The organism is Acinetobacter sp. YH12231, from assembly GCF_013417755.1.
Classification (GTDB): domain Bacteria; phylum Pseudomonadota; class Gammaproteobacteria; order Pseudomonadales; family Moraxellaceae; genus Acinetobacter; species Acinetobacter amyesii.
In genome coordinates, this window is sequence record NZ_VPDJ01000012.1 from 79,430 (window position 1) to 94,730 (window position 15,301).

The 15,301-nt window shown below is 44.1% G+C and carries 13 protein-coding genes; all 13 read left to right on the top strand.

The annotated features are described in order from the left end of the window. Positions 1–158: 158 nt before the first annotated feature. The 13 genes from ndhC (at position 159) to nuoN (ending at position 15,262) form a co-directional block, all read left to right on the top strand. Positions 159–707: an NADH-quinone oxidoreductase subunit A gene (ndhC, locus tag FTV11_RS09100; RefSeq protein ID WP_078191106.1), complete on the top strand. Its 549-nt coding sequence runs from the start codon at positions 159–161 to the stop codon at positions 705–707. A 6-nt stretch (positions 708–713) separates the two neighbouring features. Continuing rightward, positions 714–1,391: an NADH-quinone oxidoreductase subunit B family protein gene (locus FTV11_RS09105; RefSeq protein ID WP_180073873.1), complete on the top strand. Its 678-nt coding sequence runs from the start codon at positions 714–716 to the stop codon at positions 1,389–1,391. Positions 1,392–1,476: 85 nt separating this feature from the next. Beyond that, the gene (gene nuoC, locus FTV11_RS09110) at positions 1,477–3,264 is read left to right on the top strand and encodes an NADH-quinone oxidoreductase subunit C/D (protein ID WP_180073874.1); all 1,788 of its coding nucleotides are present in this window, start codon (positions 1,477–1,479) and stop codon (positions 3,262–3,264) included. Between the two features lie 14 nt (positions 3,265–3,278). Further along, complete coding sequence (nuoE, locus tag FTV11_RS09115) at positions 3,279–3,788, top strand: NADH-quinone oxidoreductase subunit NuoE (RefSeq protein ID WP_067764692.1); 510 nt, start codon at positions 3,279–3,281, stop codon at positions 3,786–3,788. After that, positions 3,785–5,116 (top strand): NADH-quinone oxidoreductase subunit NuoF, encoded by a 1,332-nt coding sequence (gene nuoF / locus FTV11_RS09120; RefSeq protein WP_180073875.1) that lies wholly within the window; start codon positions 3,785–3,787, stop codon positions 5,114–5,116. The genes nuoE and nuoF overlap by 4 nt, the downstream gene beginning before the upstream one ends. Before the next feature lie 11 nt (positions 5,117–5,127). Next, positions 5,128–7,806: an NADH-quinone oxidoreductase subunit NuoG gene (nuoG, locus tag FTV11_RS09125; protein ID WP_180073876.1), complete on the top strand. Its 2,679-nt coding sequence runs from the start codon at positions 5,128–5,130 to the stop codon at positions 7,804–7,806. A 3-nt stretch (positions 7,807–7,809) separates the two neighbouring features. After that, positions 7,810–8,826 (top strand): NADH-quinone oxidoreductase subunit NuoH, encoded by a 1,017-nt coding sequence (nuoH, locus tag FTV11_RS09130; protein WP_078191100.1) that lies wholly within the window; start codon positions 7,810–7,812, stop codon positions 8,824–8,826. An 18-nt stretch (positions 8,827–8,844) separates the two neighbouring features. Further along, positions 8,845–9,387: an NADH-quinone oxidoreductase subunit NuoI gene (nuoI, locus tag FTV11_RS09135; RefSeq protein ID WP_078191099.1), complete on the top strand. Its 543-nt coding sequence runs from the start codon at positions 8,845–8,847 to the stop codon at positions 9,385–9,387. Further along, positions 9,387–9,905, top strand: coding sequence for an NADH-quinone oxidoreductase subunit J (nuoJ, locus tag FTV11_RS09140; RefSeq protein ID WP_171262661.1), 519 nt, complete (start codon positions 9,387–9,389; stop codon positions 9,903–9,905). Before nuoI ends, nuoJ begins: the two co-directional genes overlap by 1 nt. Continuing rightward, a complete protein-coding gene (nuoK, locus tag FTV11_RS09145; protein ID WP_067665227.1) occupies positions 9,905–10,213 on the top strand; it encodes an NADH-quinone oxidoreductase subunit NuoK in 309 nt (102 codons plus the stop codon). The genes nuoJ and nuoK overlap by 1 nt, the downstream gene beginning before the upstream one ends. Next, positions 10,210–12,099, top strand: coding sequence for an NADH-quinone oxidoreductase subunit L (gene nuoL, locus FTV11_RS09150; RefSeq protein ID WP_078191097.1), 1,890 nt, complete (start codon positions 10,210–10,212; stop codon positions 12,097–12,099). Before nuoK ends, nuoL begins: the two co-directional genes overlap by 4 nt. A gap of 1 nt (position 12,100) precedes the next feature. After that, positions 12,101–13,714: an NADH-quinone oxidoreductase subunit M gene (gene nuoM / locus FTV11_RS09155; protein WP_180073877.1), complete on the top strand. Its 1,614-nt coding sequence runs from the start codon at positions 12,101–12,103 to the stop codon at positions 13,712–13,714. 3 nt (positions 13,715–13,717) lie between these two features. Next, on the top strand, positions 13,718–15,262 hold the full coding sequence (gene nuoN / locus FTV11_RS09160) for an NADH-quinone oxidoreductase subunit NuoN (RefSeq protein WP_078191095.1): 1,545 nt from the start codon (positions 13,718–13,720) through the stop codon (positions 15,260–15,262). Positions 15,263–15,301 lie beyond the last annotated feature (39 nt).

Sequence of the window (15,301 nt, forward strand, 5' to 3'; positions counted from 1 at the left end):
AATGATTAAAAAATCATCCTAAAGACGAATACCGATAAGCTAGCAAGAAGCCTCCTCAATCAGGTACAATTGGCGGGATTAATTTTGTGTTTGGTGTATTTGAAGGCCAATACATACATTCTTTGTTAATAAATAGGCCTGCCAGGAGTTATCCCCGCATGAGTGCCATTACTCCATACGATTGGGCAATTATTGCCTTCGTGATCGGCGTTACATTCCTTTGCGTCTTTATGCTGACCGTCCCTTTACTCCTTGGGGGTAAATCATGGGGTCGTGCTAAGCAAGAGCAGTTTGAGTCAGGTGTAGTAGGTGCTGGTGGTGCACGTATTCGCTTGTCTGCGAAATTCTATTTAGTTGCAATTTTCTTCGTCGTGTTTGATATCGAAGCACTTTATCTATATGCATGGTCTACTTCTGTTCGTGAAGCAGGCTGGTTTGGTTTTACTACCGTGGTTATTTTTGTGGTCGATTTATTGATTGCTTTAATTTACGCGGTAAAAGTAGGTGCATTAGATTGGGCGCCTTCTGATAAGCGTAAAGCTGCAGGTAAAGCGTTGAAAATTGGTTCACCAAATATGGACATCGCAGAAATCACACGCTTTAACTCTATTGAAGAGTTGGTTATGGACCCTACAGGTCAAATTCCAGCGCAATCATCTGGTCGTGTGAAATCTAAGTCACCGACTGCATCATCTGACAAGGAGTAAGACGGGATGAAATATACATTAACCCGTGCGAATCCGGATGCTGATCAATATCCACTTCAAGAGCGTCAAATCGTTACCGATCCGCTTGAAGAAGAAGTGAATAAAAATGTGTTCATGACTCGTTTAGAGGATGTTGCACATACAGCAGTAAACTGGGGACGTAAGAACTCAGTTTGGCCGTTTAACTTTGGTACATCGTGCTGCTACGTAGAGTATGCAACTACCTTAACAGGTGTGCATGACTTGTCACGTTTTGGTGCAGAAGTTATTCGTGCTTCACCGCGTCAGGCAGACTTGATGATTGTTGCAGGTACGTGTTTTGTGAAAATGGCACCTGTAATTCAACGTTTGTACGAGCAAATGCTTGAGCCTAAGTGGGTAATCTCAATGGGCGCATGTGCAAACTCAGGTGGTATGTACGACATTTATTCAGTTGTGCAAGGTGTGGATAAAATCATTCCTGTGGATGTGTACATTCCGGGTTGCCCACCACGTCCTGAAGCATTAATCCAAGCATTGATGTTATTACAAGACCAAATTCAATTAGAGCGTCGTCCGTTGTCTGCGGTGATTGGTGATGATCTTAAGCCAGTATATAAGCCGAAGATGATGCCAGAACGTGACCGTAAGAATGCGCAGCGTATTGCGGTGAAAAACTTACGCTCTATGGATGAAATTAAATAATTTAAACGTACAAATATTGATGCACCCGACGGGTGTAGTTGTCGTTTAGGTTGACTGAATTTGTATTAAATAGGAAGCCAAGCCAATGGCTGAAACTGACATTGCTATGCCAGAATCAACAGCAGTTGATTCACGCCCAGCATTTGCAATTGTAGAAGAGCTCAAAACCAAATTTGGTGAGAACTTCTATGTGCAAACGACTTTTGAAGATTTTCCAACAGTCTGGGTTGAGCGCGCACGTGTACAAGAAGTTTTAATGTTCTTGCGTACAGTGTCACGTCCATACGTGATGTTGTTCGACTTGTCTGCGGTAGATGAGCGTTTGCGTACTCACCGCGATGGTCTACCTGCGTCTGACTTTACTGTGTTCTATCACTTGTTATCGCTAGAGCGTAACACGGACATTCGTATTAAAGTTGCGTTGAATGAGAGTGATCTCAATATTCCAACAGCAACCAACATTTGGCCAAATGCCAACTGGTACGAGCGTGAAGCTTACGATATGTTTGGTATCAACTTCGAAGGGCATCCAATGCTTCGTCGTATCTTGTTGCCAACATATTGGGAAGGTCATCCGTTACGCAAAGAGTATTCTGCACGTGCAACGGAATATACACCGTATATGCAGAACCAAGCCAAACAAGACTTCGAGCAAGAACACCTTCGCTTTGTGCCTGAAGATTGGGGCTTAAAGCGCGGTAATAAAGACGAAGACTTCATGTTCCTGAACTTGGGTCCTAACCACCCATCTGCGCACGGTGCGTTCCGTGTAATTTTGCAGTTGGATGGTGAAGAAGTGAAAGACTGTGTGCCAGATATCGGCTATCACCACCGTGGTGTGGAAAAGATGGCTGAGCGTCAAACTTGGCATTCATTCATTCCTTATACAGACCGTGTGGACTACTTGGGTGGTTGTGCGCAAAACATGCCGTATGTCATGGGTGTGGAACAACTGGCAGGCATTACTGTGCCAGACCGCGCACAATGTATCCGTGTCATGATGTCGGAATTGTTCCGTATCAATAACCACTTATTGTTCATTGGTACTGCAATTCAGGATGCGGGCGGTATGACCCCTGTATTCTATATGTTCGCAGACCGTCAAAAAATCTACGATGCGATTGAAGCTATTACGGGTTACCGTATGCATCCAGCATGGTTCCGTATCGGTGGTACCGCACACGACTTGCCAAACAACTGGCAGCACCTCATTCGCGAAATCCTAGATTGGATGCCGAAGCGTATGAACGAGTACTACACTGCAGCACTGAAAAACTCAGTGTTTATCGGTCGTACCCGTAATGTTGCTCAGTATGATGCAAAATCAGCATTGGCTTGGGGTGTAACGGGTACTGGTCTACGTGCTACAGGTATTGATTTCGACGTTCGTAAATACCGTCCTTATAGCGGCTACGAAAACTACGACTTTGATGTGCCTTTAGAGTACGAAGGCGATGCTTATGCACGTGTTCTTGTTCACTTCCGTGAAATTGAAGAATCGCTGAAAATCATCAAGCAATGTTTAGACAACATGCCTTCTGGTGCATACAAAGCAGACCATCCACTGGCTGTTCCACCACCAAAAGATAAAACTTTACAAGACATCGAAACATTGATTACGCACTTCTTGAGCGTGTCATGGGGTCCTGTAATGCCAGCAGGCGAAAGCTCTGTAATGGCGGAAGTGGTAAAAGGTGCGTCGAACTACTACTTGACTTCAGACAAGTCAACGATGAGTTACCGTACACGTATCCGTACACCAACCTTCACGCACTTACAGCAAATGCCTTCTGTGATTAACGGCAGCTTAATGTCTGACTTAATCATTTATTTAGCGACAATTGACGTCGTAATGGCTGACGTGGATCGCTAAGGGGTAATCGCATTATGATGATTTTGACTGACAAAAAACCACGTGTGAATGTTGAAGGGATTTTAACTGCGGAAGAAATCCACGATATCGAACATCACATTGGTCACTATCCATACCCACGTGCAGCATGTTTAGATGCGCTTAAGTGTGTACAACGCCGTAATGGTTGGGTAGATGATGCACAGATGAATGCTATTGCTCAAATGCTTAGCATGACACTTGCAGACTTAGAAGGTGTAGCTACTTTCTATAACCGTATTTACCGTCAACCAGTCGGTCGCCACGTAATTTTATTATGTGATTCGATCGCTTGCTTCTTGATGGGTGCGGAAACGCTTGCTGAAGCATTCCAACGTGAATTGGGTATTTCGTTTGGTCAAACGACTGCAGATGGTCGTTTTACATTACTTCCAATTTGCTGCTTAGGTAACTGTGACAAAGGTCCGACGTTAATGATTGACGAAGACACTCACGGTCTAGTTGAAGTGACTTCAATTAAACAGTTATTGGAGAAGTATGTATGAATACTGAACCAAAACCAATTTATGGCGACGGTAACCCAGAAACTCACCCATTAACTTGGCGCTTGAGCAAACAGGAAAACGTACGTAGTGCAGATGATTACGAAGCATTAGAAGGTTATGCAGGCTTTAAAAAAGCACTTGGCATGCAACCGAAAGAAGTGCTTGAAGTAATTAAAGCTGCAACTGTAAAAGGTCGTGGTGGTGCAGGTTTCCCAGCAGGGATCAAATGGTCGCTCATGGCACCAAATGATAACTCAGGTCCTCGTTACCTGATCTGTAATGCCGATGAGATGGAACCAGGTACTTTCAAAGACCGTTTGTTGATGGAAGATCTTCCACATCAATTGATCGAAGGTATGTTGATTGCTGCTTATACATTAGAAGCAACACAGGGTTATATCTTCATCCGTGGTGAATACATTGAAGCGGCTCAATACTTAAATGAAGCATTGGACCAAATTCGTGCCAAAGGTTACTTGGGTGAAAACATCTTAGGTACAGGTTGGAACTTCGAGTTACACGTGCATACTGGTGCGGGTCGTTATATCTGTGGTGAAGAAACTGCATTGATTAACTCGCTTGAAGGTCGCCGTGCGAACCCTCGTACTAAACCGCCATTCCCACAAGTTGCAGGTGCTTGGGGTCGTCCTACGATTGTTAACAACGTAGAGACTTACAACAACTTACCCGCAATTATGCTTCGTGGCCCTGAATGGTATATCGGTTTATCTGAAGGTAAGTCGAAAGATCCAGGTACTAAAATTTATGGCGCTTCAGGCAAAGTAAAATTCCCAGGTCTTTGGGAACTTCCATTTGGTACAACTGCGCGTGAAGTGATTGAAGATCATGCGGGTGGTATGCGTGATGGTTTAAAACTCAAAGCATGGTTACCGGGTGGTGCTTCTACAGACTTCCTTGCTGCTGAACATATTGACCTTCCTATGGATGCTGAAAGCATCATGAAAGCAGGTTCACGTTTAGGTACGTGTTTGCTCATGGTAGTCGATGAAACTCAGTGTATGGTTTCTGCGACACGTAACTTAGAAGAATTCTTTGCGCGTGAATCTTGCGGTTGGTGTACACCATGCCGTGATGGCTTACCTTGGGCGGTTAAAGCGCTTAAAGCCTTGGAAGATGGCACAGGTAAGAAAGAAGATATCGATCACTTACAAGAACTTACTCGTAAGCTTTGGATTGGTAAAACTTTCTGTGCGCATGCTCCAGGTGCGATGGAACCGTTAATGGGCGCACTCAAACATTTCCGTGGCGAGTTTGAAGCTAAAGTCGTAAATGCGGCAGCTCAAACTAGCAACGTTGAACAAGCTTAAGGAATTCGACTATGGCTACAATTCATGTCGATGGAAAATCGTATGAAGTCAACGGCTCAGAGAACTTGCTACAAGCATGTCTTAGCCTTGGCATCGACATCCCATACTTTTGTTGGCATCCATCCTTAGGTTCTGTCGGTTCTTGCCGTCAATGTGCTGTGACTCAATACGCGAATCCTGAAGATACTCGCGGTCGTTTAGTTATGTCATGTATGACGCCTGCATCTGACAATACCTACATCTCGATTGAAGATGACGAAGCAAAAAATTTCCGTGCTTCTGTTGTTGAATTCTTGATGACCAACCACCCACACGACTGTCCAGTGTGTGAAGAGGGTGGTCATTGTCATTTACAAGATATGACTGTAATGACTCAGCATGACCGTCGTCGTTACCGCTTCACAAAACGTACGCATTACAACCAAGAGCTAGGCTCTTTCATTTCTCATGAAATGAACCGTTGTATTGCGTGCTACCGTTGTGTGCGTTACTACAAAGATTATGCAGGTGGTACGGACTTTGGTGTGTATGCAAACGCTTCGCGTGTTTACTTTGGTCGTCCAGAATCAGGTACTTTAGAATCTGAATTCTCTGGTAACTTGACTGAAGTGTGCCCAACAGGTGTATTCACAGATAAAACTCACTCTGAACGCTATAACCGTAAATGGGACATGCAGTATGCGCCAAGCGTATGCCAAGGCTGTTCCTCAGGTTGTAACATCTCTCCAGGTGAACGTTATGGCGAACTACGTCGTGTAGAAAACCGCTTTAACGGTGACGTGAACCAATACTTCCTTTGCGATAAAGGTCGTTTCGGTACAGGTTATGTGAACCGTGAAGATCGTCCACGTCAACCACAATTCCGTTCTGGTGCAAATGTAACTACAGTTTCTGTAGACCAAGCATTGGATACTGTAATTGAAAATATCCAAGGCAAAAAAGTATTGGGTATCGGTTCACCACGTGCGTCACTTGAATCAAACTTCGCGCTTCGCGAACTTGTAGGTCAAGACAACTTCTCAACAGGTATGTCTCAAAAAGAGCAAAAACTTGTTGAACTTGCAGCTTCTATTATGCAAACCGAAGGTGTTTATAACCCTGGTATGCGTGAAATCGAAAGCTACGATGCTGTGTTGATTTTGGGTGAAGACTTAACTCAAACTGCACCACGTATGGCTCTATCTGTTCGCCAAGCTGCGAAAAATAAAGCTAAAGAAATGGCTGCAGAGCGCCGTACGCAAGAGTGGTTGGCTGAACCTGTACAACGTATTGCTCAAGATGCCAAATCTCCGATTTACATCCTTGCTGCAACTCAAACACGTTTAGCTGATGTGGCAACAGGTGAAGTTGTTGCATCACCTAACGACATTGCACGTTTAGGTTTTGCGGTCGCTGCTGCTGTGAAAGGTGAAGTGATTTTAGGTTTGGATGACGATGCCAAAGCATTTGCACAAACCATTGCTGACACTTTAAAAGCTGCGAAAAAACCATTAATCATCTCTGGTACAAGCTTACAAGACGCATCAATCATGGAAGCTGCTGCACAAGTAGCGCAAAACCTTGGTAATGCGGGCTTAACATTGACTGTTCCTGAAGTGAACTCAATGGGCTTAGCGATCTTTGGTGGTCAAAGCTTAGAACAAGCATTTGCACAAGATTACGATACTGTGATCGTGGTGGAAAATGACCTTTATCGTCGTTTACCAGCTGTTCAGGTGAATGCTGCACTTTCAGCGAAAGAAGTGATCGTACTTGATCATTCTGAAACTGAAACTGTGAAAAAAGCCAACATCGTACTTTCTGCTGCTTCATTTGCTGAAGGTGACGGTACTGTTGTCTCTCAAGAAGGCCGTGCACAACGTTTCTACCAAGTGTATGACCCAAGCTACTACAAACCTGAACTTGCGATCAAAGAATCTTGGCGCTGGTTACATGCCATTGAAACTGGCGTGAAAGGCAAAGCGATTTCTTGGACACTTCTTGATGATGTTATCGAGTCAGTAGCGAAAAACGTTCCTGCACTTGAAGCGATTCAAGACGTAGCACCAGATGCTGGCTTCCGTGTACATGGTCTGAAAGTGGCACGTGAACCACGTCGTTACTCAGGTCGTACTGCGATGCGCGCACCACTTTCTATTCATGAACCAAAACAACCAGTCGATAAAGACTCTGCGTTGACGTTCTCTATGGAAGGTTATGTAGGTAACCAAACTCCAGCTTCACTTGTACCATTTGCTTGGTCTGCAGGTTGGAACTCTCCACAAGCTTGGAACAAATTCCAAGACAACGTGGGTGGTCACTTAAAAGGTGGCGATGCAGGCGTTCGTTTATTCGATCGTTTAGCGAAACGTCCAGCACGTACTTTCGTTGCACCTGCACCTGTTGCGGTTAATGGTGAAAGCTTCCGTCTTGTACCGATGCATCACATCTTCGCTTCTGGTGAATTTACAGTGAAAACACCTGCGATGGAATCGCGTATTCCTGAAGCAATGTTTGCTGTGGGTGAACAAGATGCAGCACGCTTAAATGTTCAAGATGGTCAACGTATCGCTGTGAAAGCAGGGGATGCTGAAATCGTCCTTCCAGTTCAAGTGATTGAATACTTACCTACAGGTTATATCGGTTACCCAGTGGGTCTTGCACCTACAGTATCGCTTGCAGAACCTGTTTCAGTCGCGGTAGGAGTGTAATTCATGGAACAAGAATTAATCCGTCAAACGCCGCTGTGGGCTGAAAACTGGCCAATCGCCTATTCAGTTCTTCAAGCAATTGTGATCTTACTGGTTGTGGTATTGATCGCTGCGTTGATGTCTTTTATTGAACGTCGTTTACTCGGCTTGTGGCAAGACCGTTACGGTCCGAACCGTGTAGGTCCGGGCGGTATGTTCCAGATTGTTGCCGACATGCTGAAAATCATGTTCAAAGAAGACTGGACACCAAAATTTGCTGACAAATTGACTTTCCGTATGGCTCCAGCAGTTGCGATGGCAACTGCTGTGCTATCGTTCATGGTTATTCCTGTTTCACCTTATCTAGGTGTTTCAGACATGAGCATCGGTCTATTGTTCTTTATGGCAATGGCAGGTATCGCGGTATACGCAGTATTGTTCGGTGGTTGGTCATCAAACAACAAATATGCATTATTGGGTGGTCTACGTTCTGCAGCTCAAACCATTTCGTATGAAGTGTTCTTGGGTATTTCATTGATGGGTGTGGTTGCAATTGCAGGCTCATTCAACATGCGTGAAATTGTAGAAGCGCAACGTGATGTTTGGTTTGTAATTCCTCAGTTCTTAGGTTTCTTGATCTTCGTGGTTGCGGGTGTTGCGGTAACTCACCGTCATCCATTTGACCAACCAGAAGCAGAACAAGAATTGGCGGAAGGTTACCATGTCGAATACGGCGGTATGAAATGGGGTATGTTCTTCGTTGCGGAATACGTCAACGTAGTACTGATCTCTGCATTAATCGTGACTTTATTCTTCGGTGGTTGGTTAGCGCCTTTCAACCTAGATATTCCATTCATTCCAGCTGCGTTCTGGTTCATTATTAAAACAGCATTCTTTGTCATGATGTTTGTCTTGGCTCGTGGTTCTTTAATGCGTCCACGTTATGATCAAGTCATGAACTTTGGTTGGAAAATTTGCTTGCCATTGGCGTTGGTTAACCTTCTGGTAACTGGTGCTGTGATTCTGATGAATCAGGCCTAAGACAGCAGGGAGAATAAAATGTTTAAATTTCTAGCTGGATTTGGGTCAATTGTACGTTCGTTGTGGATGGTATTCTCACACGCGACACGTAAACGTGACACCATTTTATATCCAGAGGTTAAAGCGGAAGACATCGTACCACCACGTTTCCGTGGTCGTATCGTGTTAACGCGTGACCCTGATGGCGAAGAGCGCTGTGTAGCATGTAACCTTTGTGCGGTTGCATGTCCAGTCGGCTGTATTTCACTACAAAAAGCTGAAAAAGAAGATGGTCGTTGGTATCCGGAATTTTTCCGTATTAACTTCTCACGTTGTATTTTCTGCGGTATGTGTGAAGAAGCATGTCCTACGACTGCGATTCAAATGACACCTGACTTTGAGTTAGGTGAGTATGTTCGTCAGGACTTAGTATATGAGAAAGAAAACCTTCTTATCTCAGGTCCTGGTAAATACCCAGACTATAACTTCTACCGCGTAACAGGTATGGCTGTTGCTGGTAAAGATAAAGGTCAGGCTCAACGCGAAAGCACACCAGTTGATGTACGGAGTCTATTACCATGATGTGGCCATTTTATTTGATGGCGCTTGTGGCCATCGTCTCTACCGTTCGTGTTGTAACTAACACGAACCCAGTACATGCTTTATTAAGCTTGATTATCTCTTTACTTGCAGTTGCAGGTATCTTCATGATCGTGGGTGCGCCGTTTGCCGGTGCCCTCGAAATTATCGTTTACGCTGGCGCAATCATGGTGCTATTCGTATTCGTCGTGATGATGCTGAATCTTGGTCAAAATACTGTTGAACAAGAAAGCAAATGGCTGACTTCTTCAGCGTGGGCATATCCTGCGTTGATGAGCTTCCTGATGGGTCTAATCCTTGTTTGGATGTTGAAGTCAGACTACACAACTGCTGGCACTGTCATGGGTGCTCAAGTTGTCGGTCCGAAAGAAGTGGGTACTTCACTCTTTACTCAGTACTTATTGCTGGTTGAAGTTGCTGCGATGTTATTGCTTGGCGCACTTGTCGCTGCATTCCATCTTGGCAAACGTGAGCCAGGTGCAGAAGAGGACAAAGAATAATGGGCAACATCCCTTTAGAACATGGTTTGATCGTTGCAACCATTCTTTTTGCACTGGGTTTTTACGGTGTGATGGTTCGACGCAACCTACTATTTATTTTAATGAGCCTTGAAATCATGATGAACGCTGCTGCTTTAGCGTTCGTTTTGGCAGGAAGCGCATGGGCACAGCCAGATGGTCAAGTGATGTTTATCTTGATCTTAACGCTTGCTGCAGCAGAGGCTTGTATCGGTCTTGCGATCGTCCTTCAGTTCTATCATCGCTTCCATCATCTGGATGTGGATGCTGCTAGTGAGATGCGCGGATGAGTTATTTATATTTAACAGTACTTTTCCCGCTAATTGGTTTTATCCTGTTGGCGGCAGGTCGTAAAAATCTTCCTGAATCAGTTGCTGCAATTATTGGTGCAGGTTCAGTTGGTCTTTCAGCTTTATTTGCATTAATTGCTGGTATCGACTTTGTTAATAATGGTTCAGTTGCAACAACTCAGCATCTTTGGACTTGGTTCAGTGCAGGTAACTTAGCACCGGGCTTCACGCTTCATTTAGATGGCTTATCATTATTGATGATGGGCATGATCACAGGTGTGGGTTTCTTAATTCACATCTTTGCAACATGGTACATGCGTGGCGAAGAAGACTTTGCACGTTTCTTCTCATACTTCAACCTATTCGTAGCAAGCATGCTGCTTTTAGTGTTGGGTGACAACTTAGCGTTGTTATTCCTCGGTTGGGAAGGTGTAGGTCTATGTTCATACCTATTGATTGGTTACTACTACCAAACACCTGCAAACGGTTTTGCTGCTATTAAAGCATTCACTGTGACACGTGTGGGTGACGTATTCCTACTGATCGCATTGTTCTTGATCTACCAACAATTCGGCACTTTAAACATTGCAGAAGTTGTAGCTGCTGCGCCAACAGTTTTGGCTCAGAGTTCTTCGATTGCGATTTGGACTGCATTGATGTTGTTCTTGGGTGCTGCAGGTAAATCTGCTCAGATCCCATTACAAACATGGTTGGCAGATGCGATGGCTGGTCCTACACCAGTATCTGCATTGATCCACGCAGCAACAATGGTAACAGCAGGTGTTTACCTATGTAGCCGTATGTTCAGCGTATTTGAACAAGCGCCAGAAGTGATGATGTTCATCTCAATCACGGGTGCAGTGACATTGTTGGTTGCAGGCTTTGCTGCATTGGTACAAACAGACATCAAACGTATTCTTGCTTACTCAACTATGAGTCAGTTGGGTTATATGTTTATGGCTGTAGGTGCTGAAGCTTACCAAGCTGGTCTATTCCACATGCTGACTCACGCATTCTTCAAGGCATTATTATTCTTGTCTTCTGGTGCTGTGATTTTGGCTTACCATCACGAACAAAACATCTTCAAGATGGGTGGTCTATTCCACAAAAACAAATTCTTGTTTGCTTGTTTCGCGATTGGTGGCGGTGCATTGGCAGCGATTCCATTCATCACTATCGGCTTCTTCTCGAAAGATGCGATTCTTGGCGCGGTATGGGTGAAAGGTCAAGCGATTGCAGTTTATGACTGCTTGTACTGGACTGGTGTAGCAGGTGCGTTCTTAACTTCAATTTATACATTCCGTCTTATTTGGGTTGTATTCTTTGGTAAAGAAAACACGCCTTACCATGAAATCAAAGGTGTTACTTACTGGGGTCCATTGGCGATTCTTGCAGTGCTTTCAACTGGTTTAGCTTATGTATTAAAAGCACCAGTAACGAATATTTTAAATGCTGCACAAATCCCAGCGTTTAATATTCCAGAAGCACTAGAACACGGTATGCATAGCGCTGAATACACAGCTGTTGGTATTGCACTTGCAGGTCTTGCAGTAGGTGTAGTGTTATTTGCCTTTGCTTATGGTGCAGTGAAATCGTTCGCGAAAACTTCACTGGGCGCGGGTCTTGCAAATATCTGTCGTAATGCACTTGGTTTCGATGCTTTGTACAACATTGTTTTCGTTAAGCCTTATTTGCTACTGGCTAAAATCTTTGGTCGTGATCCAATTGACGGCTTATGGCTTGTATTGCCTGCACTTGTTAAAGGCGGTAATAGCTTTACAAGTTCACGTCAAACAGGTTCATTGCGTGAATACGCATCTAGTATGGCATTCGGTACGTTTGCATTACTATTGATCCTGGTCGTGATTCAGGTCGTGGGGAAATAAAATGGAAACTCCAAACAATTTAATTCTACCCGCTCTGATCCTTATTCCGTTCATTGCAGGTTTTGTATGCTGGCTTGTCGATAAACTCGACAAGCACTTACCACGCTATATTGCCTTAATTGGTATGCTATTAACGTTGGTGTTAACCGTCGTTTTATGGCAAAGCGGTATTTATAACTATGAGTTGGGTACACAAGCTCCACAGTGGGCTGCTCAATTTAACCTACCGTGGATTACCACTTTAGGGATTAACATTCACCTTGCGGTGGATGGTCTTTCACTGCTTATGGTGGGTTTAACTGCATTACTGGGTGTACTTGCAGTTGGCTGTTCATGGGGTGAGATTCAAAAGAACGTTGGTTTCTTCCACTTAAACCTACTTTGGTCTTTAGGTGGTGTGATCGGTGTATTCTTAGCGATTGACATGTTCCTCTTCTTCTTCTTCTGGGAGATGATGCTGGTACCAATCTACTTCTTGATCGCACTTTGGGGTCATAAAGGGGCAGAAGGTAAGTCACGCGTTTACGCTGCAACTAAATTCTTTATCTATACTCAGGTTGCGGGTCTGATCATGTTGATCGGTATCTTGGGTCTAGTGGTTGTTGGCTTCCAACTTCACGGTCAAATCAGCTTTAACTATGACTTCTTGATGAGTGTTGCACACACTGTTGAGGCGAAAGCTCCAGCACTTGCGTATGCATTCATGATCTGTATGTTCATTGGTTTTGCGGTAAAACTTCCAGTTTTCCCTTTACACGGCTGGTTACCAGATGCACATGCGCAAGCACCTACAGCGGGTTCTGTCGACCTTGCAGGTATCTTGATTAAAACTGCGGCTTATGGTCTTTTACGTTTCGTTATTCCATTCTTCCCAGTAGCATCTGCTCAGTTTGCTGACATCGCGATCATTCTTGGTCTAATCGGTATTTTCTACGGTGCATGGTGTGCATTCCAACAAACAGACATGAAACGTCTGCTTGCGTACACATCTATTTCGCACATGGGCTTCGTACTTCTTGCCTTGTATGCAGGTAACATCCTGACATTCCAAGGCTTGATGATTATGATGCTGGCTCACGGTCTATCTTCTGCTGCATTGTTCATTATGTGTGGTCAGGTTTACGAACGTCTGCATACACGTGACATGCGTTTGATGGGCGGTATCCGTGGTCAGTTCCAATACCTTTCATTCTTCTTAATGTTCTTTGTTGCGGCACTTGTAGGTATTCCAGGTCTAGGTAACTTCATCGGTGAATTCCTGATCTTGATGGGTTCTTATGACAAGTTCCCTGTGTACACAATCCTTGCTGCAGTAAGCTTAGTATTTGCCGGTCTTTACGGTTTAATCCTGATCCACAAAGCATTGTTCGGTACACCAAACGAAGAACAAAAACAGCATTACGCAAATCCGTTGAAAGACTTAAATGCGCGTGAAGTTGTGATTCTTTTAATCTGTGCTCTTGGTCTAGTATGGCTTGGTCTATTCCCACAAACCTTCCTTGATATTTCAAATTCAAGCATGGCGTGGATTGCAAATAGCTATATCCCAGTTCAAGAAGTCGTTGATGTTGTGCAGCAGATTGCTGTACAACCTGAAAATGTGGAGATGCAATAAGCCATGGACTTCACAATGTCATTTTCTGAGCTTATGCCATTAGCTCCTGTGATGATCGTGGCTTTAACTGCGATCGTCGTGATGTTGCTAATTGCAATCAAGCGTAACCACAATTTAGTTGCAACGACTTCCGTTATCGGTCTGAACCTTGCAGCCTTTTATATTATTTTTGTTTTCGTTGCAGGGCAGTATGCACCTGCAAACGTAATGAATTTGTTCATCGTAGATCCATTTACGATGTTGTACCAATTCGTGATTTTGATTGCAGCACTTGCTTGCTGCACATTGTCACATGCGTATATCGAAACCTATAAAGATAACCGTGAAGAACTTTATATCTTGATGCTGTGCTCTGTAACAGGTGCATTGTTAATGGTTGCAAGTTCGCACTATGCGTCTTTCTTTATCAGTCTTGAGTTAATGTCGATTCCTGTATACGGCCTATTGGCTTATACACACCAACGTTCACAGTCGCTTGAAGCGGGTGTGAAATATTTGGTGCTTTCAGCAACCGCTTCTGCGATGTTGTTGATGGGTATGGCTTATGTATATGCGTACACAGGTACAATGGCATTCGTTGCTGAACCAGGCAAAATGTTCACAACTTTCAGCCAACCGGGCGTAGTCCTTGGTCTTGCACTAATTGTCTTTGCTGTTGCATTTAAATTGTCTCTTGCGCCATTCCACAAATGGACACCAGACGTGTATGCCGGTGCGCCAGCGCCAATCGCGACATTCTTAGCGACTGTGGCTAAAGTGGCAATGATCGGTCTATTCGTTCGTTACTTCTTAGCTTCTGGCTTAATCCTTTCTGACAGCTTCATCACGATCGTGACCATTATTGCAGTATTGTCTATCCTTGCGGGTAACTTACTAGCAGTACGTCAAGTGAACTTGAAACGTATCCTTGCATATTCTTCAATCGCTCACTTTGGTTACTTACTTGTTGCGATTGTGAGTGCACGTAATACTGACTTTGTTCAAGTACAAGGCTTTGCAACATTCAGTAGCGTCAACGTGTATGTGATTACTTATGTATTAACAACGATTGGTGCGTTCGGTGTTGTGACACTGATGTCTAGCCCTTACAACAACAAAGACGAAGCAGGTAGCCTTGCGGAGTACCGTGGTTTGTTCTGGCGTCGTCCAGTGTTGACTGCAACACTGACTGTCATGATGTTATCTCTTGCAGGTATCCCATTAACAGCAGGCTTTATTGGTAAGTTCCTTGTGATCAAAACAGCGGTTGCTGGTGGTTCATGGTTCTTAGCTGCGATGGTGATCCTTGGTTCAGGTATCGGTTTGTACTACTACCTACGTGTGATGATTGTGATGTACATGACTCCACCAGAAAACCCACGTATCGACGCTGTCGATCATTGGGGTCAAAAAGTGGGTGGTATTATGGTGCTTGGCGCAGCTGCACTTGTGTTGTTGATCGGTGTATATCCAGATCCAATCATTGCAGTATCTCAAGTGGCATACTTTGCGATCTCACCTGAATTACAACAGTTCATTTTTAGCTTAATTCAAAGTGGATTTAACTAATGAATTAAGCAATTAATTTGCTTATTACAAAAAAGCCTC